Source organism: Bradyrhizobium sp. Cp5.3 (assembly GCF_000426265.1).
Taxonomy (GTDB): domain Bacteria; phylum Pseudomonadota; class Alphaproteobacteria; order Rhizobiales; family Xanthobacteraceae; genus Bradyrhizobium; species Bradyrhizobium neotropicale.
Window position 1 is genome coordinate 197,880 of record NZ_AUFA01000012.1, and the last position, 21,093, is coordinate 218,972.

The 21,093-nt window shown below is 63.2% G+C and carries 23 protein-coding genes and 1 tRNA gene; 21 read left to right on the plus strand and 3 right to left on the minus strand.

Translation table 11 applies throughout. The features are described from left to right. The first annotated feature begins 24 nt into the window (after positions 1-24). The 12 genes from K289_RS0119975 (at position 25) to K289_RS0120030 (ending at position 10,662) form a co-directional block, all read left to right on the plus strand. On the plus strand, positions 25-510 hold the full coding sequence (locus K289_RS0119975) for a DUF6163 family protein (protein ID WP_027553154.1): 486 nt from the start codon (positions 25-27) through the stop codon (positions 508-510). Between the two features lie 503 nt (positions 511-1,013). Continuing rightward, a complete protein-coding gene (ldtR, locus tag K289_RS0119980; RefSeq protein ID WP_027553155.1) occupies positions 1,014-1,532 on the plus strand; it encodes a transcriptional regulator LdtR in 519 nt (172 codons plus the stop codon). Between the two features lie 200 nt (positions 1,533-1,732). After that, entirely contained in the window at positions 1,733-1,969 is a 237-nt protein-coding gene (locus K289_RS0119985; protein WP_027553156.1) for a hypothetical protein, read from the plus strand. A 38-nt stretch (positions 1,970-2,007) separates the two neighbouring features. Further along, on the plus strand, positions 2,008-2,229 hold the full coding sequence (locus tag K289_RS0119990) for a hypothetical protein (RefSeq protein ID WP_027553157.1): 222 nt from the start codon (positions 2,008-2,010) through the stop codon (positions 2,227-2,229). A gap of 258 nt (positions 2,230-2,487) precedes the next feature. After that, a complete protein-coding gene (glyA, locus tag K289_RS0119995; RefSeq protein WP_027553158.1) occupies positions 2,488-3,786 on the plus strand; it encodes a serine hydroxymethyltransferase in 1,299 nt (432 codons plus the stop codon). Between the two features lie 15 nt (positions 3,787-3,801). Further along, positions 3,802-4,284, plus strand: coding sequence for a transcriptional regulator NrdR (nrdR, locus tag K289_RS0120000; protein WP_011087793.1), 483 nt, complete (start codon positions 3,802-3,804; stop codon positions 4,282-4,284). Next, positions 4,281-5,429 carry a bifunctional diaminohydroxyphosphoribosylaminopyrimidine deaminase/5-amino-6-(5-phosphoribosylamino)uracil reductase RibD gene (gene ribD / locus K289_RS0120005; RefSeq protein WP_027553159.1) on the plus strand — a complete coding sequence of 383 codons (1,149 nt, stop codon included), beginning with the start codon at positions 4,281-4,283 and terminating at the stop codon, positions 5,427-5,429. Before nrdR ends, ribD begins: the two co-directional genes overlap by 4 nt. Then, the gene (locus K289_RS0120010; protein ID WP_027553160.1) at positions 5,429-6,037 is read left to right on the plus strand and encodes a riboflavin synthase; all 609 of its coding nucleotides are present in this window, start codon (positions 5,429-5,431) and stop codon (positions 6,035-6,037) included. Before ribD ends, K289_RS0120010 begins: the two co-directional genes overlap by 1 nt. 113 nt (positions 6,038-6,150) lie before the next feature. Continuing rightward, complete coding sequence (gene ribH / locus K289_RS0120015; RefSeq protein ID WP_027553161.1) at positions 6,151-6,642, plus strand: 6,7-dimethyl-8-ribityllumazine synthase; 492 nt, start codon at positions 6,151-6,153, stop codon at positions 6,640-6,642. A 3-nt stretch (positions 6,643-6,645) separates the two neighbouring features. After that, positions 6,646-7,143, plus strand: coding sequence for a transcription antitermination factor NusB (gene nusB / locus K289_RS0120020; protein WP_027553162.1), 498 nt, complete (start codon positions 6,646-6,648; stop codon positions 7,141-7,143). 175 nt (positions 7,144-7,318) lie between these two features. Next, positions 7,319-8,317, plus strand: coding sequence for a thiamine-phosphate kinase (thiL, locus tag K289_RS0120025; protein ID WP_027553163.1), 999 nt, complete (start codon positions 7,319-7,321; stop codon positions 8,315-8,317). A 224-nt stretch (positions 8,318-8,541) separates the two neighbouring features. After that, positions 8,542-10,662, plus strand: a complete 2,121-nt coding sequence (locus K289_RS0120030; protein WP_027553164.1) for a sodium-translocating pyrophosphatase — start codon at positions 8,542-8,544, stop codon at positions 10,660-10,662. A gap of 214 nt (positions 10,663-10,876) precedes the next feature. Here the strand turns inward: K289_RS0120030 and K289_RS0120035 are convergent, their stop codons facing one another. Both K289_RS0120035 and K289_RS0120040 read right to left on the minus strand, forming a co-directional pair. Continuing rightward, complete coding sequence (locus K289_RS0120035; RefSeq protein ID WP_027553165.1) at positions 10,877-11,878, minus strand: tripartite tricarboxylate transporter substrate binding protein; 1,002 nt, start codon at positions 11,876-11,878, stop codon at positions 10,877-10,879. 129 nt (positions 11,879-12,007) lie between these two features. Beyond that, on the minus strand, positions 12,008-12,493 hold the full coding sequence (locus tag K289_RS0120040) for an outer membrane protein assembly factor BamE (protein WP_027553166.1): 486 nt from the start codon (positions 12,491-12,493) through the stop codon (positions 12,008-12,010). A 98-nt stretch (positions 12,494-12,591) separates the two neighbouring features. On the opposite strand from K289_RS0120040, the gene K289_RS0120045 reads away from it, so the two are divergent. From K289_RS0120045 to K289_RS44745, 9 genes are all read left to right on the plus strand, one after another. Then, the gene (locus tag K289_RS0120045; RefSeq protein WP_027553167.1) at positions 12,592-13,143 is read left to right on the plus strand and encodes a ubiquinol-cytochrome C chaperone family protein; all 552 of its coding nucleotides are present in this window, start codon (positions 12,592-12,594) and stop codon (positions 13,141-13,143) included. Then, positions 13,140-13,709 (plus strand): DUF177 domain-containing protein, encoded by a 570-nt coding sequence (locus K289_RS0120050; RefSeq protein ID WP_027553168.1) that lies wholly within the window; start codon positions 13,140-13,142, stop codon positions 13,707-13,709. The genes K289_RS0120045 and K289_RS0120050 overlap by 4 nt, the downstream gene beginning before the upstream one ends. 298 nt (positions 13,710-14,007) lie before the next feature. Then, complete coding sequence (plsX, locus tag K289_RS0120055) at positions 14,008-15,069, plus strand: phosphate acyltransferase PlsX (protein ID WP_027553169.1); 1,062 nt, start codon at positions 14,008-14,010, stop codon at positions 15,067-15,069. After that, complete coding sequence (locus K289_RS0120060; RefSeq protein WP_027553170.1) at positions 15,066-16,046, plus strand: beta-ketoacyl-ACP synthase III; 981 nt, start codon at positions 15,066-15,068, stop codon at positions 16,044-16,046. The genes plsX and K289_RS0120060 overlap by 4 nt, the downstream gene beginning before the upstream one ends. A gap of 132 nt (positions 16,047-16,178) precedes the next feature. Then, positions 16,179-16,520 carry an integration host factor subunit alpha gene (locus tag K289_RS0120065; protein ID WP_027553171.1) on the plus strand — a complete coding sequence of 114 codons (342 nt, stop codon included), beginning with the start codon at positions 16,179-16,181 and terminating at the stop codon, positions 16,518-16,520. A 24-nt stretch (positions 16,521-16,544) separates the two neighbouring features. Next, positions 16,545-17,117 (plus strand): MerR family transcriptional regulator, encoded by a 573-nt coding sequence (locus K289_RS0120070; protein WP_027553172.1) that lies wholly within the window; start codon positions 16,545-16,547, stop codon positions 17,115-17,117. Between the two features lie 104 nt (positions 17,118-17,221). Beyond that, positions 17,222-17,299 (plus strand) — tRNA-Pro (locus K289_RS0120075). Between the two features lie 270 nt (positions 17,300-17,569). Beyond that, positions 17,570-18,655 (plus strand): DUF262 domain-containing protein, encoded by a 1,086-nt coding sequence (locus K289_RS0120080; protein ID WP_035685230.1) that lies wholly within the window; start codon positions 17,570-17,572, stop codon positions 18,653-18,655. Positions 18,656-18,662: 7 nt separating this feature from the next. Continuing rightward, entirely contained in the window at positions 18,663-19,157 is a 495-nt protein-coding gene (locus K289_RS44745; protein WP_156918076.1) for a HEPN domain-containing protein, read from the plus strand. A gap of 11 nt (positions 19,158-19,168) precedes the next feature. Here the strand turns inward: K289_RS44745 and K289_RS0120090 are convergent, their stop codons facing one another. Further along, positions 19,169-20,260 carry an integrase gene (locus tag K289_RS0120090; protein ID WP_027553174.1) on the minus strand — a complete coding sequence of 364 codons (1,092 nt, stop codon included), beginning with the start codon at positions 20,258-20,260 and terminating at the stop codon, positions 19,169-19,171. Positions 20,261-21,093: the final 833 nt, after the last annotated feature.

Genomic DNA, 21,093 nt, shown 5'->3' on the forward strand with positions numbered 1-21,093 from the left:
GGGGCAAAGCAGCCAGAAGGGGCCATGTCCGAAATCTCAACCCGCGATGCGGCCCGCGACAGCGCCAGGGACAATGCCAGAGACAAGGCGATGTCGGTGGCGGCGATCTCGTCGGAGCGGCCCGACACCGACGACAACGTCTGGACGCGCCGGCTCGTGCTGTTCCTACGGGTGATGGCGCTGCTCTCGATTCTCAAGGGGCTCTATCACTGGGCGCAGGTCACCGGCTTCGTCGGCGGCGAGGACGAGGCGTTCGAGAACCAGTCGATGGCCTGGCAGGCCGCGACCGTCTACTTCGCCGTGATCGAACTCGTCGCCGCCGTCGGCCTCTGGCTCGCCACGCCCTGGGGCGCGGTGGTGTGGCTGACGACTGTGGTGTCGATGGCGGTGATCGAACTGATGTTCCCCGGCATCTACGGCGGCAGCCTCATCGTGGTCGGCGTCGAAGCCTTCATGCTCGCCGCCTATCTCGCGCTCGCCTGGATGGCCGCGCGCGAACGGCCGCCATAGAGCGCACACGAATTCAACGTACAACTTTCTCGTGCCCGGACGCAGCGCAGCACGAAGTGATGCGCTGCCGAGCCGGGGCCGATCTCTCCGCGATCTCGTCATGTGGCCTGGGTCCCGGATCTGCGCTTCGCTTGTCCGGGACACGAGTGCGGACTTGTGCGCGATTGGTTGACCGTTGGTTGCCTAAAATTCGCGGTAAGTTTTCATTGACCAGCGTGTTCCGCCACAGCCGTTACGTGCTCGTTTCGAAACGGGGCGGGGCTGTACTGGAATGCTACAGAACCGGCGGACGGAGGGTGAACAGGACCTTGCCACGGTCAACAGACGGTTGCGAAAAGTCCTTGCAGCACAGGCTTAATCCGCAATTCACTGTCTTAAATTCATGATCTCTTTATTGTCTTATTTAAGCTGATGTTCAAACCGGCCCCTTAAGTTGCACCTATCAGGCGGGACACAAGTTTCGTCGAATAAGTGTCGATAAAAACGACAACAGGGGAAGTGTCATGATGAAAGCCGTCGCAACTGCGGCAGACACCGCAGAGCGCGTCTCCGGCCAGCAAGGCTCGGTGCAGACGCTCTATCTGGAAGCTTTGACTCTGGTGGAGCGGCTGCATCGCCGCCTCCTCGACGTCATCAAGGACGAGTTCGATCGCCGTGGCCGCGCCGACATCAATTCGGTGCAGGCGCTGCTGCTCTACAACATCGGCGACAAGGAGCTGACCGCGGGCGAGCTGCGCACGCGCGGTTACTATCTCGGCTCAAACGTCTCCTACAATCTGAAGAAGCTCGTCGAGCTCGGCTTCCTCGATCATCAGCGCTCGCGCGTTGATCGCCGCTCGGTGCGCATTCGCCTGACCCCGCAGGGCCAGGAAGTTCGCCGCATCGTCGATGCGCTCTACCAGAAGCATGTCAAGACGGTGGAGCAGGTCGGCGGCATCTCGGGCGATGAGTTCGCGACCCTCAACAAGTCGCTGCACCGTCTCGAGCGGTTCTGGACCGATCAGATTTTGTACCGGCTCTGAGTTCTTTCGAAGGGATCAAGGCCAAGCCGGCCCACAACAAGACCGGCAAGCCTCCCGAACGTGCCTAACTTCCCCAATCGCACCGGCCCGGCTCTGTCCGGACCGGTGCGTTTTGTCTTTTTGCAGCTGCGAAAAAAATGGCAGCGCAAGGGAACGAGTTCCCCCCTCGGCACTTATCTCTTCCGGATCGGAGGATGACGATGCTGGTCGAGCGCGGACTGGGCGTGATGAACGTGGAACTCGTCAGCGAGGCCTACGCCATCGCCGCGAACTACCTTCGCCGCTCCGGTGCGATCCCCGACACGCTCGTCACCAACGAACGCCTGCTCGAGATCATCATCAAGCTGCTCCAGCACGGCGAATTCAACAAGATCAGGCTCGCCAACAAGGCCATCACCAGGTTCGAGGCGCAGCCCCAGGCGCAAGCGGTTGCCTGATCGAGACTGCCAAAATCCGTAAAGAACCAGAGGGTGCCATGGAAGCTGCCATCGATCGCATCATGAAGACCTATGACCTGCTCGCCAACCGCACCGCGGCGGCCAGCGAGGAGGCGAGGGCGAAGGTGACGATTTACCTCAATACTTTGATGGAAGCCGGCGAGAAGGACACCCACAGGTTGACCGTCTGTGGCCTGACCTATTTGCGCCAGCTCGACGGCAGCGTGGATCCCGTGAAGGCGGGGTATACCGGGCTGTAGAGCCGCGGCGGCACCGCCTGTGTGGGGCTGAATGGTCCGAACCGGCCCTTCCTGGATGATTAGCGCGCCTGCGATTCCTTATGGGCTCCGCCGTCCCAAATCCCCAAATCCCACCATATCTTGCATAAATATCGCCCCGGACCCGCAAATGCTTGGCCCGGGACGGGCGATGTGGTAGATCGCGCTCGCCGCTTCCGATCGCCACACCAGACCGCCCGTAGCCCGCCAAAAGGCTGCGGCGGTGGAGATATTCGCAAGATGACCCTCGCCAAGACAGCCTCCGCGCACGATTCGTTTTTCGCCGCCTCGCTCGAACAGGCCGACCCGGAAATCGCCGCAGCCATCAAGGGCGAGCTCGGCCGGCAGCGCCATGAGGTCGAGCTGATCGCCTCCGAGAACATCGTCAGCCGCGCCGTGCTGGAAGCGCAGGGCTCGGTGATGACGAACAAATACGCGGAAGGCTATCCGGGCGCGCGCTACTACGGCGGTTGTGAGTGGGTCGACGTTGCCGAGAACCTGGCGATCGATCGCGCCAAGAAGCTGTTCGGCGCGAATTTCGCCAACGTGCAGCCGAACTCCGGCAGCCAGATGAACCAGGCGGTGTTCCTGGCGCTGCTTCAGCCCGGCGACACCTTCATGGGTCTTGATCTCGCGGCTGGCGGCCATCTCACCCATGGCTCGCCCGTCAACATGAGCGGCAAGTGGTTCAAGGCCGCGCACTACACCGTGCGCCGCGAGGACCAGATCATCGACATGGATGCGGTGGCCAAGCAGGCCGAGCAGATCAAGCCGAAGCTGATCATCGCCGGCGGCTCGGCCTATTCGCGCGCCTGGGATTTCAAGCGCTTCCGCGAGATCGCCGATAGCGTCGGCGCGTACCTGCTGGTCGACATGGCGCACTTTGCCGGCCTCGTCGCCGGTGGTGTGCATGCTTCGCCGGTGCCGTACGCGCACGTCACCACCACCACGACGCACAAGTCGCTGCGTGGCCCGCGCGGCGGCCTGATGCTGTGGAATGACGAGACGCTCACCAAGAAGCTCAACTCGGCAATCTTCCCGGGCCTGCAGGGCGGCCCGCTGATGCATGTGATCGCAGCGAAGGCGGTCGCCTTCGGCGAGGCGCTGCGGCCGGACTTCAAGGTCTACGCCAAGAACGTCGTCGAGAACGCCAAGGCGCTCGCCGAGACGCTGAAGGGCCACGGGCTCGATATCGTCTCCGGCGGCACCGACAACCATCTGATGCTGGTCGACCTCAGGCCGAAGGGCCTGAAGGGCAACGTCTCGGAGAAGGCGCTGGTCCGCGCGGCCATCACCTGCAACAAGAACGGCATTCCCTTCGACCCCGAGACGCCCTTCGTCACTTCGGGCCTGCGCCTGGGCACTCCGGCTGCGACCACCCGTGGCTTCGGCGTTGCGGAGTTTCAGCAGGTCGGCGGCATGATCGCCGAGGTTCTCAACGCGATCGCGCAGTCATCCGACGGCAAGGCACCGCTGGTCGAAGCTGCGATCAAGGAGCGGGTCAAGGCACTCACCGATCGGTTCCCGATCTATCAGTAAGGCTGGACCAAGCGGATGCGCTGTCCGAACTGCAACAGTCTCGATACGCAGGTAAAGGACTCGCGTCCGACCGAGGACTCTTCCGTGATCCGCAGGCGGCGCGTGTGCGTCGCCTGCAATTTCCGTTTCACGACTTTCGAGCGCGTGCAGCTGCGCGAGCTCACCGTGATCAAGCGCAACGGCCGCCGCGTACCGTTCGACCGCGACAAGCTGATGCGCTCGGTGCAGATTAGCTTGCGCAAGCGCCAGGTCGAGCCGGAGCGGGTGGAGAAAATGGTCTCCACCATCGTGCGCGAGCTCGAGACCGGCGGCGAAGCCGAGATCTCCTCCGAGGTGATCGGCGAGACCGTGATGGAGCATCTGCGCACGCTCGACGACGTCGCCTATGTGCGCTTCGCCTCCGTCTATCGCAATTTTCGCGAGGCCAAGGATTTCGCCGACGTGCTCGGCGAGCTCTCCGGTGAGGAGGAAGCGCGGCTCGCCGCGATCCGCAAATGATCTTCCGCATCCTGGAGGATCAGTTCGCGCAAAGGGCCCGCGAGGCCAAAGACGCCGATCGCCGCTTCATGCAGCTTGCGCTGGCGCTCGGCCGGCGCGGGCAGGGACGGACTTGGCCGAACCCAGCCGTCGGCGCGATCATCGTCAAGGACGGGGTGATCGTCGGTCGTGGCTGGACCCAACCTGGCGGGCGGCCGCATGCGGAGCCCGAAGCGTTGCGGCGGGCAGGCGAAGCGGCGCGCGGCGCCACCCTCTATGTCACGCTCGAGCCGTGCTCACATTTCGGCAAGTCGCCGCCTTGCGCGGACGCTGTGATCGCCGCCGGCGTCAAGCGGGTGGTGGCGGCCATCGAGGATCCCAATCCGGAAGTCGCAGGGCAGGGCCATGCGCGCTTGCGCGCGGCTGGCATCGCCGTGGATGTGGGCCTGTGCGCGGATGAGGCTGCTTTTGACCACGCCGGCCACTTCCGCCGCATCCGCGACAAGCGCCCGCATGTGATCCTGAAACTTGCGGTCTCGCCAGACGGCAAGATCGGCGCGGCCGGCGGTAAGCCGGTGGCGATCACCGGCGAAGCCTCGCGCGACCGCGTGCATCTGCTCCGCGCACAGAGCGATGCGATCCTGGTCGGTATCGGCACGGTGCTTGCGGACGATCCGCTTCTCACCTGCCGCCTGCCGGGCATGACGGCGCGCTCGCCGGTGCGCGTGGTGCTCGACCAGGCCTTGCGGATTCCGGGATCTTGCCAGCTCGTTCGTTCTGCGCGCGAGACGCCGCTCTGGGTGGTCGGCTCGGAGCTTGCAGAAGCGGCCGCGGCGACGCGCCTCGGTGCGGCCGGAGCGCAGGTCATTCGCGTCCCGCCCGGGAACGCTACAGGGCTTGATCTGCCGGCGGTGCTTCATACGCTTGCCGAGAAGGGCATCACGCGGCTAATGGTCGAGGGCGGCAGCCGCGTGGCGGCCTCGTTCGTCGCGGCCGACCTCGTCGACGACATCTGGCTGTTCCGCGGCACGGAAGAGGTTGGCGCCGATGGCGTCGATGCGCTTGATGCATTGCCCCTGTCGAAAATCACGCAGTCGCAGGCGTTCAAGGTTCATGCTAGCGAAACGTTCGACAAGGATACTCTTACCATCTACGAGCGCGCCTAATGTTCACCGGCATTGTCACCGATATCGGCGAGATCGTCAGCCTGACGCCGACTGCGCAGGGGCAGTTGCACCGCCTGCGCATTGCATGCCGCTACGATCGCGCGACCATCGCCGATGGCGCCTCGATCGCCTGCAACGGCGTCTGCCTGACAGTGGTCGCCTCGGGCGTTGAAGGCAGCAAAACCTGGTTCGACGTCGACGCCGCCGCGGAGACGCTGGCGCTGACCACGGCGAAGCACTGGAAGGTGGGCACCAGGCTCAATCTCGAGCGCGCGCTCAAGATCGGCGACGAGCTCGGTGGCCATATCGTCGCCGGCCATGCCGACGGGATCGCGACCATCGTCAGCCGCGAGGACCTGCCCGATATGGCGCGGTTCGAGCTGCGTACGACGCGCGAGCTGGCGCGCTTCATCGCCACCAAGGGCTCGATCACGCTCGACGGCGTGTCGCTGACGATCAATACGGTGGCCGACGTGACCTTTTCGGTGCTGATCATCCCGCACACGCTGACCGTTACGACCATCGGCGGCTGGAAGGCGGTGAGCGAGGTCAATATCGAGGTCGACCTGATGGCCCGCTACGCGGCGCGGCTGACGGAAATGAAGTGATGGTGACTAAAGATCGTCATGCGTGGGCTTGACCCGCGCATCCATCCTCTTAAGAGGTCTTGACCCGTTGGATTGCCGGGGGTCGGGCCCGGCAATGACAGAGTAGGCTTACAATGGCAGACGCGCGGCGCGCACCCCTGAAGGACCAGACCGACATTTCCGGCGGGCGCGCGCTGATCGTCGAGGCACGGTTCTATGACGATCTCCAGGATGCGCTGCTGGAAGGCGCGGTCGCCGAGCTGAAGGCGGCCGGCCTGACCCATGACGTGATCACGGTTCCCGGTGCGCTGGAGATTCCGGCGGCGGTCGCCATCGCGGTCGACGCGGCCGCGGCGAACGGCAAGCCCTATGACGCGGTGATCGCGCTCGGCTGCGTCATCCGTGGCGACACCATCCATTTCGAGATCGTCTCGCAGGAATCCTCGCGCGCGCTGATGGATCTCGCGGTTGCGCGGAAACTGCCGCTCGGAAACGGCATTCTCACCGTCAACACCGAGGCGCAGGCCTGGGCACGGGCGCGGGCAAGCGAACTCAACAAGGGCGGCGATGCCGCGCGGGCCGCACTGGCCATGCTGCGCATCAAACGCCGATTGGCACGAGCCTGACACATGGCTGACAACGGCAAAAAGCAGGCCGGCGGTCTGGAGAAGAAGGCGAACCGGCGCGGCGCGGCGCGGCTCGCCGCGGTCCAGGCGCTGTACCAGATGGACATTGCCGGCGCCGGCATCAACGACATCTTCGCCGAGTTCGAGAGCCACTGGCTTGGCAACGAGGTCGAGGGCGACACATATCTGCCCGCGGAAGCGGCTTTCTTCCGCGACGTCGTCTCGGGCGTCGTGCGCGATCAGAAGAAGCTCGATCCTTTGATCGACGACGCGTTGTCGAAGGGCTGGCCGCTCAAGCGCATCGAAGCGATCCTGCGCGCGGTGCTGCGGGCAGGGGCCTATGAGCTACAGCACCGCAAGGATGTACCGGGCCGTGTCGTGGTCTCCGAATATGTCGACGTCGCCAACGCCTTCGTCGACCGCGAGGAAACCGGCATGGTGAACGCGGTGCTTGACCAGATTGGCCGCCAGTTTCGCGGTGACGAGTTCGGGCGGGGGTAGGTGTCGGCGAGGGCGGTCGATTGAAGCAATACGCCAGCCCCATATTCCTCTGTCATGCCCCGCGAAGGCGGGGCATCCAGTACGCCGCGGCCTATCGATTTCACGCGATCGTCTCTGGAATACTGGATCGCCCGGTCAAGCCGGGCGATGACACCTGTGTTTGGGGCTGGAGCTGATGGCAAACTCGCACAATCCCTCCGGCGAAGACTCCCTCATCGCGCGCTATTTCAAGCCGCTGGCGACCGATCCGGGCGCGTTCGGTCTGGTCGATGATGCGGCGATCCTGAGATCATCCGGCGAGGATATCGTCGTCACCACCGACGCCGTGGTCGAGGGCGTGCATTATCTTGCCGACGATCCGCCCGGGACGATCGCGCGCAAGGCGCTGCGGGTGAACCTGTCGGACCTCGCCGCCAAGGGGGCGGTGCCGGCCGGCTTCGTGCTCACGCTGGCGCTGCGCAGCAAGGAGGACATCTGGCTCAGGCCCTTCGCGGATGCGCTCGGCGAGGACGCCAAGGCGTTCGCATGCCCGCTGCTCGGCGGCGACACTGTGTCGACGCCGGGGCCGCAAATGATCTCGATTACCGCATTCGGCCGCGTGCCACAGGGCCGGATGGTCGGCCGCACCGGCGCGAAGCCCGGCGACCGCATCCTGGTGACGGGAACGATCGGCGACGCCGCGCTCGGCCTCGACGTCCTCAAGGGCGGGGTAATCGCCCAGGCGCTGGCCTCCGATCCGCATGCGCGTGAGATGCTGACCTCGCGCTATCGCGTGCCGCAGCCGCGCAACGCGCTGGCACTGGCCGTGCGCGAGCATGCGACCGCAGCAATGGATGTCTCCGACGGGCTGGCCGGCGATCTGACCAAGCTCTGTGCCGCGTCAGGCGTCTCCGCGATCATTGAGGTTGCGAGCGTTCCGCTGTCGGCGGCGGCCGCAAGCCTGGTGGCGCGCAACGCCGCTGGCATTGAGATGCAGCTCGCCGGAGGCGACGATTATGAGGTGCTGTGCACCGTTCCAGCCGCGCGGAGCGATGCGCTGGTTACCGCGGGGCGGGCGGCCGGCATTGCGGTCACGGCCATCGGAACGATCGTCGAAGGCTCCGAGCGGCCGCGTTTCCTGGATAGCCAGGGCAAGGAACTGGCGCTGAAGCGACTGTCCTACAGCCACTTCTAGGAATGTCTCCAGACCGGGCGCCTGCGCCCTAAATACCTGCCGAGATCGCCTTTTTCGGCCGCTTCCGGCGTTGCACCATCAAGTTGATTTTGGCAAGCTCGTGACCGACTGGGGCCGCCCCTTCGGGCAAGGGGTGGCCCTGTTCAGCATCAAGGCGCCGCTCCGCACGACGGAAAAACACAAAGGCGCCGGGGGTACATCAAGGATCTGAGGCAAAAAATCACATGACAGCATTATGGTTGATAGTGCTCTGCGGAGTGCTTTCCGTCGTCTACGCGATTTGGGCGACGTCTTCGGTGTTGGGTGCGGATGCGGGGTCACCGCGCATGCAGGAGATCGCGGGAGCAGTGCGCGAAGGCGCACAGGCCTACCTGCGGCGCCAGTACACCACGATCGGTCTCGTCGGCATCGTCATCTTCGTGCTGCTTGCCTATTTCCTCGGACTCTATGTCGCGATCGGTTTCGCTATCGGCGCTATCCTGTCGGGGGCGGCCGGCTTCATCGGCATGAACGTCTCGGTTCGCGCCAATGTGCGCACCGCGCAGGCCGCGACGACGTCGCTGGCCGGTGGCCTCGAACTCGCCTTCAAGGCCGGCGCGATCACCGGTCTGCTGGTCGCCGGTCTCGCGCTGCTCGGCGTGACCCTGTATTTCGGCTTCCTGACCTACTCGCTCAAGCTGGCTCCAGACAGCCGCACCGTGGTCGACGCCATGGTGGCGCTCGGCTTCGGTGCCTCGCTGATCTCGATCTTCGCGCGTCTCGGCGGCGGCATCTTCACCAAGGGTGCGGACGTCGGCGGCGACCTCGTCGGCAAGGTCGAGGCGGGCATTCCGGAAGACGATCCGCGCAACCCGGCGACAATCGCCGACAACGTCGGCGACAACGTCGGTGACTGCGCCGGCATGGCCGCCGATCTGTTCGAGACCTATGCGGTGACCGCGGTTGCCACGATGGTGCTCGCGGCGATCTTCTTTGCCAAGACGCCGATCCTCGCCAACATGATGACGCTGCCGCTCGCGATCGGCGGCATCTGCATCATCACCTCGATCATCGGCACCTTCTTCGTGAAGCTCGGGCCGAGCCAGTCGATCATGGGCGCGCTCTACAAGGGCCTGATCGCAACCGGCATCCTGTCGCTGATCGGCATCGCGGGGGTGATCTACTACCTGATCGGCTTCGGCAAGCTCGACGGTGTCGAGTACACCGGCACGGCGCTGTTCGAATGCGGCGTTGTTGGCCTGATCGTCACTGCGGCGATCATCTGGATCACCGAATACTACACTGGCACCGACTACCGCCCGGTGAAGTCGATCGCGCAGGCTTCGGTGACCGGCCACGGCACCAACGTGATCCAGGGCCTTGCCGTCTCGATGGAGGCGACCGCGCTGCCCGCGATCGTCATCATCGCCGGCATCCTGGTCACCTACAGCCTTGCTGGTCTGTTCGGCATCGCGATCGCGACCGCCACCATGCTGGCGCTGGCCGGCATGATCGTGGCGCTCGACGCCTTCGGTCCCGTCACGGACAATGCCGGCGGCATCGCCGAGATGGCGGGCCTGCCGAAGGAGGTGCGCAAATCGACCGACGCGCTCGACGCGGTCGGCAACACCACCAAGGCGGTGACCAAGGGCTACGCGATCGGCTCCGCCGGTCTCGGCGCCTTGGTGCTGTTCGCGGCGTATAACCAGGACCTCAAGTTCTTCGTCGCCGGGTCCGCGCAGCATACCTACTTCGCGGGCGTCAATCCGGACTTCTCGCTGAACAATCCGTACGTCGTGGTGGGCCTTCTGTTCGGTGGTCTTCTGCCGTACCTGTTCGGCGCGATGGGCATGACCGCGGTGGGCCGTGCGGCCGGCGCGATCGTCGAGGAAGTGCGGCGCCAGTTCCGCGAGAAGCCGGGCATCATGCAGGGCACCGACAAGCCGGACTACGGCAAGGCGGTCGACCTGCTGACCAAGGCGGCGATCAAGGAGATGATCATCCCCTCGCTGCTGCCGGTGCTGTCGCCGATCGTCGTCTACTTCCTGATCTACGCGATTGCGGGCGGCGGCGCGGCCGGCAAGTCGGCGGCGTTCTCGGCGGTGGGCGCGATGCTGCTCGGCGTGATCGTGACGGGCCTGTTCGTCGCGATCTCCATGACCTCGGGCGGCGGCGCCTGGGACAACGCCAAGAAGTACATCGAGGACGGCCATTTCGGCGGCAAGGGCTCTGACGCCCACAAGTCCGCCGTCACCGGCGACACCGTCGGCGATCCCTACAAGGATACGGCCGGTCCCGCAGTGAACCCGATGATCAAGATCACCAACATCGTGGCGCTGTTGCTGCTGGCGATCCTCGCGCACTGAGCGGCGACGTAGGTGCAAATCAAAACCCCGCGGCGCTAGCCGCGGGGTTTTTGTTTCTGTCTTGGCAACGATTCCGATGGTTGCTCCCTCACCCTGAGGAGCGCGGAACGCGCGTCTCGAAGGATGAAGGCCCCGCTGGTGGCCCTCGTGCTTCGAGAGGGCCGCTGCGTGGCCTCCTTAACATGAGGGAGAGGCACCGGAGCGAACGGCTCGCCTACTGCACATCCATCTGCAGGCCTTCCTTCTGGATGATGCCCGCGAACTTCTTTGTCTCGGCGTCCACGAAATCGGCGAACTGCTGCGGGGTGCCGTAGTCGGCGCGGGCGCCCATGGCGGCGATCTGTTTCTTGATGTCGTCGCGCTCCAGCATCGCCTTGACCTGGAGGTTCAATGCCTCGAGCACCGGGGCGGGGACGCCCTTCGGCAGGAAGACCGAGAACCAGGACGACACGTCGAAGTTGGCGAGCTCCGGCGCGGACTCGCGCATGGTCGGCAGGTTCGGCGCAAGGTCGCTGCGGTCGGTCGTGGTGACGCAGAGGCCGTTCAGCGTGCCGTTCTGCACCTGCGGCAGGCTCGGATAGAGATTGTCGAACAGGATCTGGATGTCGCCGGCCAGCGCAGCCTGGAGCGCGGGACCGGCGCCGCGGAACGGGATGTGCGTCATCTTCAGCCCCGTCAGCTGCAGGAACCAGGCGCCGGTGAGGTGCGGGCTCTGGCCGACGCCGGACGAGGCGTAGCTGAGCTTGTCCGGATTGGCCTTGAGGAAGGCAATCAGCTCGGCGACCGACTTGATGCCGGTCTTCGGATGCGCCGAGACGATGTTCGGGATCCGGATCATGTTGGAGACAGGCTGGAGCTGGTCCGGCTTGTAGGAGAGGTTCTTGAAGATGCTGTAGGCGATCGCGTTCGGTCCGGGATTGCCGATCAGGACGGTGTGGCCATCGGGCTTGGCGCGCGCAACCTCGGCCGTGCCGATCGTGCCGCCGCCGCCGGAGCGATTCTCCACGATGGTCGACTGGCCCCAGGCGGTTTGCAGGTGAGCGGCGAGCAACCGGCCCATGACGTCGGTCGAGCCGCCAGCCGCCGCCGGGACGATGAGGCGGACGTTCTCGGTCGGCTTCCAGTCCGCAAGACTCGATCGCGGCAGGATGGCTGCAGCCGACAGACCGGCGGCACCGGCGAGCACGCGACGGCGGGACAACAACTTGTTGGGCACGAATCCACTCCCTGCTTCTTGTTTTGCAGGGAGCGTAGGGAACCCGGCGCACAACGGCAAGTCGCACGCGGCGGCAAGTGCCGCGCGGAGGGCGGCACGACGCCGCAGGCCAAACCTAGGCGCGAGGCCTCAGTTGAAGCTCAGCAGCTTGAAGATCGGAGTGAGGTAGCTCATCTCCTGGCCCGAGGTCGGCGTGGTGCGGCTGATGAAGTCGAAGATCTTGCCGTCCTGCAGACCGTAATTCGCAAGCCGGCGCACGCGCCGATTCTTGTCGAAATAAATAGCGATCACGCGCTGGTCGACGACCCTCTGGTTCATGAAGGCGACCATGCGCTCGGAGCGCTGGGAGATGTAGTAGAACACTTCACCGTCGAGGGTGGCGACCGTCGAGGGCGTGCCCATCACGATCAGCACCTGGTCCTGGCTCGCGCCGATCGGAATCTGCTCGAGCGCGCCGGGCGGCAGGATGTAGCCCTTCTGGAATTGCTCGCCGGTGCAGCCTGCAAGCGCGGCTCCGACGAGGGCCGCGGCCGCGAACAGGCGTAGCGCACGCCGGCGTGTGTGAAGGCCGCGCGGCTGATCTGCGCGCGGGCAGGTCTGGTTCGTTATCGTCATTGCGGAACTGATTCCGTCCCCTTGCGTCGCGCGAGGCGCTGAAGTACCGGGCTGAGGCTGCGATTGCAACACACGCGCGCCCCCTTGCGGAGCCCACAATGGTTTGGCCGTTCAATCACTTCAGGAAACCCCGGCTAGCCCCGCGCGGCACCATTGAAGCCATCTATGGCATGATCGTGACGCAGGCGCGAGAACCCATATTTTACCGGGAGTTGGGCGTCCCCGATACGGTTAACGGCCGATTCGACCTGTTGCTGCTGCATTTGTGCCTGTTGCTGCGGCGCCTGCGGGCCGCCCGGGACGGCGCGGCACTGTCTCAGGCGCTGTTCGACCGCTTCTGCGAGGACATGGACGACAATCTGCGCGAGATGGGCATCGGCGACCAGACCGTCCCGAAGCGCATGCGCGCCTTCGGCGAGGCCTTTTATGGCCGGGCGCAGGCCTATGACCGGGCGATGGAGGAGGGCAGCGAGGCGCTGGCAGCGGCTATTTCAAAGAATATCTTGAATGGCACCGGGATGGAGCAGGCGCGCCAGCTTGCCGCTTATGCCGGGGCTACCGAGGCTGATCTCGGCCGGGCCGACGAGTCGGCACTTCTGCTCGCATCATTCAGATTTCCACAACCGCTTCGGGAGGAGGCGACGACATGAACCGACCGGACGCCGGATTCGACCCCGACCCCTGGCGCGCGCCCGTGATCGTCGCGCAAATCCCGGACGCCGGGCTGCACCGCGAGCTGGAGGCATCGGTCGCGCAGCGGCAGGCCTTGGCCGATATCGCCGGGCTGCGCGAGATTCTATCCGCTCATGCCACCTTCGACCTGACGCCGAAAAGTGGCGGGCGGATCCATGTCACGGGCCAGATCCGGGCCCGGATCGGCCAAACCTGCGTGGTGACGCTGGAGCCGATCGAGAACGACATCGACGAGGAGATCGACCTGATGTTCGCGCCCGAGGCCGAGGCGCGGCGGCTGGCCGATCTGATCGAGGAGGGGCAGGACAGCGAGGAACCCCCGGAGGTCGCCGACCCGCCGGAGGCAATCGTGGGCGGAATCATCGACCTAGGCCGGCTCGCCACCGATGTGATGTTCTTGGCGATCGATCCCTATCCCCGCAAGCCGGGCGCCGTGTTCGAGACCGATGTCACCGCTCCCGATCCGGAAGACCGTCCCTTTGCGGCGCTGAAGGCGCTTCAGGAGAGGAAAAAAGACCAATAGGCGCGCCTGCCGGGCCACCTCGCCTTGCGGTCCGGCGTGAGGCGATTGCAGGGATGCTTTGAGAGATCAGACTATCTATATGATTTTTAAGTATTTTCGAGAGATTGGCGGCTTTGCGGCCGGATCGCCCGGGATACAAAAGACTGGGGGCAAGAGGTTGTTTCGGGATGACAAAACGCTATTGTCGCGCCCCGGTCCGGGTGCGGCGTGGCGCTTGACCGATCGCCATCTTGGTGGCGAAGCCATATTGCGGCCCCGCTAGTTCACGACCGCACGAGACCAGGTTTCCGGGACGCTTATGCCAAGCAAGGTTCGCATTGCGCTTGACGCCATGGGGGGCGATGTCGGCGCCCCCGTGGTCATTCCCGGCGCCGCCATTTCGCTTGGCCGGCATCAGAATACCGAATTCCTGCTGGTCGGAGACCGCGCCAAGATCGAGCCTGAACTCGACAGGCACCCCGAGCTCAAGGCCGCCTCCAGGGTCATCCATACCGATGTCGCCGTCAGCATGGAGGACAAGCCGAGCCAGGCGCTGCGGCGCGGCCGCAGGACATCCTCGATGTGGCTCGCCATCGATGCGGTCAAGAAGGGCGAGGCGGATGTCGCGGTCTCGGCCGGCAATACCGGCGCGCTGATGGCGATGTCGCGCTTCAACCTGCGCACGCTGCCGGGCATCGACCGTCCGGCGCTCGCGTCGCCCTGGCCGACCATGCGTGGCTATTCCGTGGTGCTCGATCTCGGCGCCACCATCGGCGGCGACGCGGAGCACCTGGTGGCGCTTGCAGTCATGGGCGCAGCGATGGCGAGCGTGTTGTTCAACAAGCCGCGTCCCACGGTCGGCCTGCTCAATATCGGGGTCGAGGAGGTCAAGGGCCACGAGGAGATCCGCGAGGCCGGGGAAAGGCTGCGCGCGCTGAACCTGCCGCAGCTCGACTATATCGGCTTCGTCGAGGGGGACGGCATCGGCAAGGGATTGGCCGATGTGATCGTCGCCGAGGGCTTCAGCGGTAATATCGCGCTCAAGGCCGCCGAGGGCACCGCGCGGCAGATAGCGGACATTCTCCGCAACGAGCTCCAGCGGAGCTGGATGTCGAAGCTCGGCTATCTCTTCGCGCGGAGCGCCTTCCGAACCCTTCGCGACAAGATGGATCCGAACAAATCCAACGGCGGCGTGTTCCTCGGATTGAACGGCGTCGTGATCAAGAGCCACGGTGGAACCAACGCCGAAGGCTTTGCCTATGCGATCGATGTTGGCTATGAGATGATCCAATACGATCTCCTGAACAAGATCAATCAGATGCTCAACCGCGACGGGGGTGCGCTGGTGTCAGTGCCAACCGAGCCGGAGGATGTTTCGTGACTCAAATTCGTTCGGTCGTGCTGGGCTGCGGCAGCTATCTGCCGGGGCAGGTCGTGACCAATGCGCAACTCGCCGAGCGCATCGACACGTCCGACGAGTGGATCGTGCAGCGCACCGGCATTCGCGAGCGGCACATTGCGGCTGACGGCGAATTCACCTCGCATCTCGCGATCAAGGCAGCTCAGGCCGCGCTCACTGACGCCGGCGTGGACGCGCAGTCGATCGAGCTGATCGTGCTGGCGACCTCGACGCCGGACAACACGTTTCCGGCGACCGCGGTCGCGGTGCAGCACGGGCTCGGCATCAATCACGGCGCGGCCTTTGACCTCCAGGCGGTGTGCTCGGGCTTCGTGTTCGCACTCGCCACCGCCGACAATTTCCTGCGCACCGGCGCCTACAAGCGCGCGCTGGTGATCGGTGCGGAGACCTTCTCGCGCATCCTCGACTGGAACGATCGCGGCACCTGTGTCCTGTTCGGCGACGGCGCCGGCGCGGTGGTGCTGGAGGCGCAGCAGCAGCCGGGCAAGGCTGCGACCGATCGCGGCATCCTGACCACGCATCTGCGCTCGGACGGCCGGCACAAGGCCAAGCTGTTCGTCGATGGCGGACCGTCCTCGACCCAGACCGTCGGTCATCTGCGCATGGAGGGCCGCGAGGTCTTCAAGCATGCGGTCGGCATGATCACCGACGTGATCGTCGACGCGTTCGAGGCCACCGGCCTCAATGCCGAAGACATCAACTGGTTCGTGCCGCATCAGGCCAACAAGCGAATCATCGATGCGTCCGCACACAAGCTTCATATCGCACCGCAAAAGGTGGTGCTGACGGTCGACCGTCACGGCAACACTTCGGCGGCCTCGATTCCGCTGGCGCTGTCGGTGGCGCGCAAGGACGGCCGCATCAAGCGCGGCGATCTGGTTCTGCTGGAAGCGATGGGCGGCGGCTTCACCTGGGGCTCTGCACTCGTGCGCTGGTAGTCACAGTCGATAAAATTTTGCCGGAATCATCTCCGATTATCGATGCTTCTGCATTGATGAGCGGTGTTGACCGCCGTATCGTAACCTCCTAATTTTAGACAACAATTGTTCGCCGTGATGTGGGGCAGGGCGATGACCGAGACTAGTAAAACCGTAACGCGTGTTGATCTCTGCGAAGCCGTCTACCAGAAGGTGGGCTTGTCGCGCACGGAGTCGTCTGCGTTCGTGGAACTCGTGCTGAAGGAGATCACCGACTGCCTGGAGCGGGGCGAGACGGTGAAGCTGTCCTCGTTCGGCTCTTTCATGGTGCGTAAGAAGGGCCAGCGTATCGGCCGCAATCCGAAGACCGGTACGGAAGTGCCGATCTCGCCGCGCCGGGTGATGGTGTTCAAGCCGTCTGCGATCCTGAAGCAGCGGATCAACTCCCAGCACCGCGGCAATGGCGATGCCAGCAAGGCTCAACCGGAGGCGTAATCGCCCGCACGGAGGATTTTGCATTTGGACAAGGCGCCGGATGCGTTCCGCACCATCAGCGAGGTAGCCCAGGAACTCGACATTCCGCAGCATGTGCTGCGCTTCTGGGAGACCCGCTTCTCGCAGATCAAACCGATGAAGCGCAGCGGCGGCCGCCGCTATTACCGTCCCGACGACGTCGACCTGCTCAAGGGTATCCGCCGGCTCCTTTACGGAGAGGGCTACACCATCCGCGGGGTGCAGCGGATCCTGAAGGAGCATGGCGTCAAGTCGGTGCAGGGCCTTGCCGACAGTTCGGCTGCGGTCTCGTTCGGGGCGATCGAGGACGCCATCGGCCAGAGCCTGATGGAGCCGGAGGACGAGGCGCCCATCCAGGGCGTCGCCGACACCGATGACGACGATTATCAAGGCGAGGAGGAGGAAGGCATCGATTTCCGATTCGCGGAGATCGACGACGAGGAGATCCTCACCACCTTCCGCAAGGGCGGGACCGACCGCGGCGGCACCAGCGCCGCCGACCGGGAGCGGCTGGAACGGGTGCTCAGCGACCTCGTCGCCTGCCGGGAATTGCTCGATCAGGCGCTGAGGGACGGCTGAGGAGATTTCGGGGCCTTTGCCGCAGTTCCGGGGCACGAGACGGATAGCAAAATGGTACGGCTCGCCTTGCGCAAAGCGGCGATCCTAGCTAATGGAACGACATTCGGAGCGTGGCGCAGCCCGGTTAGCGCACTAGTCTGGGAGACTAGGGGTCGGAGGTTCAAATCCTCTCGCTCCGACCAAAATTATCAATAGAATCAAGTGTTTTTCGGGCGGTCGGTTTGCAGCCCACCGCCCGTTTGCAAATAGTTTGCAGTTTTTGTTCGCTTGTCGTTCCGATCGCGGGCACCTTAGAACCAGAGAATCAGCAATTTTTTTGGGGGCCCTGGCACTCGGCAGGCTGTTAAAAACCCTTGGGCGATTAAGCACAGAGTGACGATTTTCATCGGCGAGGGCCTAGGTAGGTCCCACCCTTGGCCGGCGAATAACTGACCTACCGATGGAGAAGCCGCTTGAGCGAACGCGACGACGAAGAAGAAGTCTTGGACATTGAAGCCGAGAATGACGAAACCCCATTCGTTGAATTCGACATATCGGTCTCGCCTTCCGATCCCACGCTAGAGCTGCTTGCTTCGCAGGTTACGCGCGGTGACCTCATTATTCCGTTCTATCAACGGTTGTTTGTTTGGAAGATTGAACAGGCTTCCAAGCTGATCGAGTCCTTTCTGATGGGACTCCCCGTTCCTCAGGTGTTCCTATATGTGAATGATGAGGGCCAACTCGAGGTGATCGACGGCCAGCAGCGAATAAAGTCTGTAACCTATTTCTTCGAAGGTTACTTCGGCGAAGCCGACAGTCACGGTCGCCGACAAGTCTTCAAATTGAAGGGGCTGTCCGAGCGCTCAGAATACAACGACAAAACATTTGCCGAGCTCAGCCCAAGGGATCAGCGCAAGCTTAAGAACTCTACGTTACGCGCCATCAACATTAAGCAGCTCAAGCCTTCCTCGAGGAACGACAGTGTATTTCATATTTTCGAACGACTGAACACTGGCGGCACACAGCTTAAGCCACAGGAAATTCGCAACGCTGTCTATCGAGGGAGGATCGTTGAAGAACTGCGTTCGCTAGGCACTAATCCAGGTTGGTTAAAGGCGCTCGGCATAACAAGACCCGACAAGAATCAGAAAGACCTTGAGCTTGTTCTGCGCTTGTTTGCGCTTTTTCAAGTTTGGGAGAACTACGAAAAGCCCATGCTCAGGTATTTGAATCACCAAATGGATGCCAACAGGGGGTTCACGTCAGATCGAGCAGCGGAGTTCAAGCGTCGTTTTCCCAGAGCCGTTAATGTCGTCAACGATGCTATTGATCGTCCCTTTCGTCCGCGCGGAGCGATGAATTCGGCCGTTCTCGAAGCGGTCATGGTTATCCTGCTCGAGAATCCACAGATTACGGCTGCCGAGCTCAAGGAGCGCTATCCCACGCTGCTTGCCAACAGACGTTTCAACGATACTACTAGGGGGAGCACTACCGATACTGGCGTTCTTCGGAACCGCCTGGAGATCGCGCGGGCAATTCTCGCCAATGCCGAGGGCTGATCTGGACTTGCGTTTCGATCGCATCGAACAACTGGTCGCTGAGATGCGCCAGTTCGTTCCGACGGACATAGTAGGGGTGGCGCAATTTCGCGCCGACCTCGCGGGTTTGCTTGTCGTATCGATGGCAGCTTCCTACGAAAGTTGCGTAAAAGAAACCCTCGTAAATTATGCCACCAATCATCACGTCGCATTCGGCAACTTCGCCACTAACAATTTTGCAAAGCTCAACAGCAGGATTTCAATCAACGATCTTAATCGCTACGCTCGCACCTTCGATGATGGTGTTCACTTGCGATTCAAACAAAAATTGACCGAGCGCAAACGACGAATCGACGCAAGAATTGGTAAGAACATAGAAGCGTCTTACGAACAAATCTTGAGCTGGCGACACGACTTTGCTCACGCCGGTATCCGGAATACGACAATCGAGGAAGCAATTGTCACTCATCGGCTTGCGAAAAGAGTGCTCTATGCTTTCGACGAAGCCTTCAATGGTGTCTGAACGGTTGCGTTTTAATGGCTGGCCTTATTTCGATGATCCTCAAGCTTCTTGATCGCGTTCGCGGCTAGGACGCCCCGGCGGGCTAGGTATGTATCAATAACCTTCTGGGCCTTGTCTACAGTCCAGCACAACGCCTCCGCGATCTCGGGCGCCGTGGCGCCGGCTTCCGCTAGGAGCGTTGCGGCAGTGCCTCGGTTGTCGTGATAGTTGAGCTCAGCTGTTTTTAGATAGTTCGCGTTCGCGCTAGCATCCTTGGCGATAATGGCATCGAGCTTATCGCAGTCCTCGCGCCAATGATCGTTGAAGTAGCGCTTGGTATAGGCCTTGCCGGTCGGCGTCAGCATGACCAGCGCGCCGGTGCGGGGCAGGCCGTCCAGGTGAGCTTTGAGCTCGCGCGTAGCGGGGATCCAGAGCATCTTGCCGGTCTTGCTCGACCGGATTTGGACACGCTGCCCGTCGTATCGCGTCCAGGCAAACTTGCGGACGTCGCTGGCGCGCATAGCGGTGTTGCGGACCAGGATCATGGCCGTCGCCATCGCCGGCCGTGCGGTCTTGATGAACTGCTGCTGTAGTTCTTCCGACCACGTCTTATCGGCCCTGTCGCTCTTGTAGAGCCGGCGAAAGGTCGGGATAGGGTGATGCTTGACCCGCCGCTGCTCTTTCGCGAACGAGAGCACCCGGCATAGCGCAGACATGAGGTTGTCGGCCGATCGGCGCGAGGTCTTTCCGAGCTCCTGGTGCCACGCGAGTGCGTCCGCTGCGAATGCATCGGCGTCGTCGGCGTTATTGAACGTGTCCTCAGGGACAGTGCCCCACTTCTGCTCAATGCGCCTGAGCTTCCAGGGATACTGCTTGCGGGACTCGTCGCTCAGCGCGGCGAATGTGCTGGACGTGTCGAACAGGCGAATGAGATCGGTGAGCGTCTTTTCGCTCTTCCGGCGCGATCTCTTCTCGGCCTCGGCGTAGGTCTCGGCCAGTCGGTCCGGGTCCAGGCGGATGCCGGTCGCTCGGTGGTAGAGATAGATTTTGACCGTGCCATCTGCCTGTCGCTTGGGAACGCGGTTGATGCCCTTGAGCTTAAGCGGCTTGGGTCTTACGCGCATTCTCGGCCTTCCAGCGCTGGTAGGGGGTCAATTCGGGCGTCGATTCTGTCACAAGGCCCGATGCCCGGTCTAGGGCGGCGTCAAGGGCCTTTAGGTCCCAGCGATTGGTCCCAGGCATTGCCCTGGGGATAAGTCCCTTCTGGATCCACCGGTCAAACGCGGCCAGGGTATTGCAGCCGCAGTAGTCGGCCGCCTCCTGTTTCGTTAGTCCGCGCTTTGTGAGCGTTTGCACTTCCAACAATCCCGATCGCTTCTGACGAATAGCCTATAGCGTCGAGATCGAGACCTTCGCGCGAAAAGCGCAGGGTGCGAGAACGATTGCCGAAAAGGTCCGCTGCGGCATCGCGTGACCATGATCGAGGCGGTGGCTTATCTCGGTTAGCGAGAGATTGGCGCGAAGCGCCGGTGGGCTGCCACGGTCATCCAGAGCGACCACAGGACGCGCCGCAGGCGTGTGGCTGCGATCGATGCTGGTGCGCCTTGCCTGCGCTGCAACGTCTGCGGGGGAGGCGCGCCTCCCCCGCAGACTTCAAGATCGAGTTCGACATGGACGGCTGGAGGCACTAGCTCACCGACCTCCTGGTCGATGCTTTCGCAATCACAATGCTGGGGCCTGACGGCCATTCCGAAGGCGTGCAATGGATTTCATCGTAACCTGCTCCACGAGGTATCTGAAAAAAGATTTCAACAAACTTGTCGTCGAAGTCACCGTCTGGATAGTGATGGTGACCAGGGTCGCCGGGGGATGTCCCGATCGCTGTTGAACTAGGTCGGGCCGACGTTGCCGGAATGAATGTTACGCGGCCCTCGTGACGTGGGCAACGGGGTTGATC

What these genes read in the sequence shown, in the direction of transcription:
- K289_RS0119975 (WP_027553154.1), top strand. Translation starts at nt 25, where the DNA reads ATGTCCGAAATCTCAACCCGCGATGCGGCCCGCGACAGCGCCAGGGAC.
- ldtR (WP_027553155.1), top strand. Translation starts at nt 1,014, where the DNA reads ATGATGAAAGCCGTCGCAACTGCGGCAGACACCGCAGAGCGCGTCTCC.
- K289_RS0119985 (WP_027553156.1), top strand. Translation starts at nt 1,733, where the DNA reads ATGCTGGTCGAGCGCGGACTGGGCGTGATGAACGTGGAACTCGTCAGC.
- K289_RS0119990 (WP_027553157.1), top strand. Translation starts at nt 2,008, where the DNA reads ATGGAAGCTGCCATCGATCGCATCATGAAGACCTATGACCTGCTCGCC.
- glyA (WP_027553158.1), top strand. Translation starts at nt 2,488, where the DNA reads ATGACCCTCGCCAAGACAGCCTCCGCGCACGATTCGTTTTTCGCCGCC.
- nrdR (WP_011087793.1), top strand. Translation starts at nt 3,802, where the DNA reads ATGCGCTGTCCGAACTGCAACAGTCTCGATACGCAGGTAAAGGACTCG.
- ribD (WP_027553159.1), top strand. Translation starts at nt 4,281, where the DNA reads ATGATCTTCCGCATCCTGGAGGATCAGTTCGCGCAAAGGGCCCGCGAG.
- K289_RS0120010 (WP_027553160.1), top strand. Translation starts at nt 5,429, where the DNA reads ATGTTCACCGGCATTGTCACCGATATCGGCGAGATCGTCAGCCTGACG.
- ribH (WP_027553161.1), top strand. Translation starts at nt 6,151, where the DNA reads ATGGCAGACGCGCGGCGCGCACCCCTGAAGGACCAGACCGACATTTCC.
- nusB (WP_027553162.1), top strand. Translation starts at nt 6,646, where the DNA reads ATGGCTGACAACGGCAAAAAGCAGGCCGGCGGTCTGGAGAAGAAGGCG.
- thiL (WP_027553163.1), top strand. Translation starts at nt 7,319, where the DNA reads ATGGCAAACTCGCACAATCCCTCCGGCGAAGACTCCCTCATCGCGCGC.
- K289_RS0120030 (WP_027553164.1), top strand. Translation starts at nt 8,542, where the DNA reads ATGACAGCATTATGGTTGATAGTGCTCTGCGGAGTGCTTTCCGTCGTC.
- K289_RS0120040 (WP_027553166.1), bottom strand. Translation starts at nt 12,493, where the DNA reads ATGACGATAACGAACCAGACCTGCCCGCGCGCAGATCAGCCGCGCGGC.
- K289_RS0120045 (WP_027553167.1), top strand. Translation starts at nt 12,592, where the DNA reads ATGGTTTGGCCGTTCAATCACTTCAGGAAACCCCGGCTAGCCCCGCGC.
- K289_RS0120050 (WP_027553168.1), top strand. Translation starts at nt 13,140, where the DNA reads ATGAACCGACCGGACGCCGGATTCGACCCCGACCCCTGGCGCGCGCCC.
- plsX (WP_027553169.1), top strand. Translation starts at nt 14,008, where the DNA reads ATGCCAAGCAAGGTTCGCATTGCGCTTGACGCCATGGGGGGCGATGTC.
- K289_RS0120065 (WP_027553171.1), top strand. Translation starts at nt 16,179, where the DNA reads ATGACCGAGACTAGTAAAACCGTAACGCGTGTTGATCTCTGCGAAGCC.
- K289_RS0120090 (WP_027553174.1), bottom strand. Translation starts at nt 20,260, where the DNA reads ATGCGCGTAAGACCCAAGCCGCTTAAGCTCAAGGGCATCAACCGCGTT.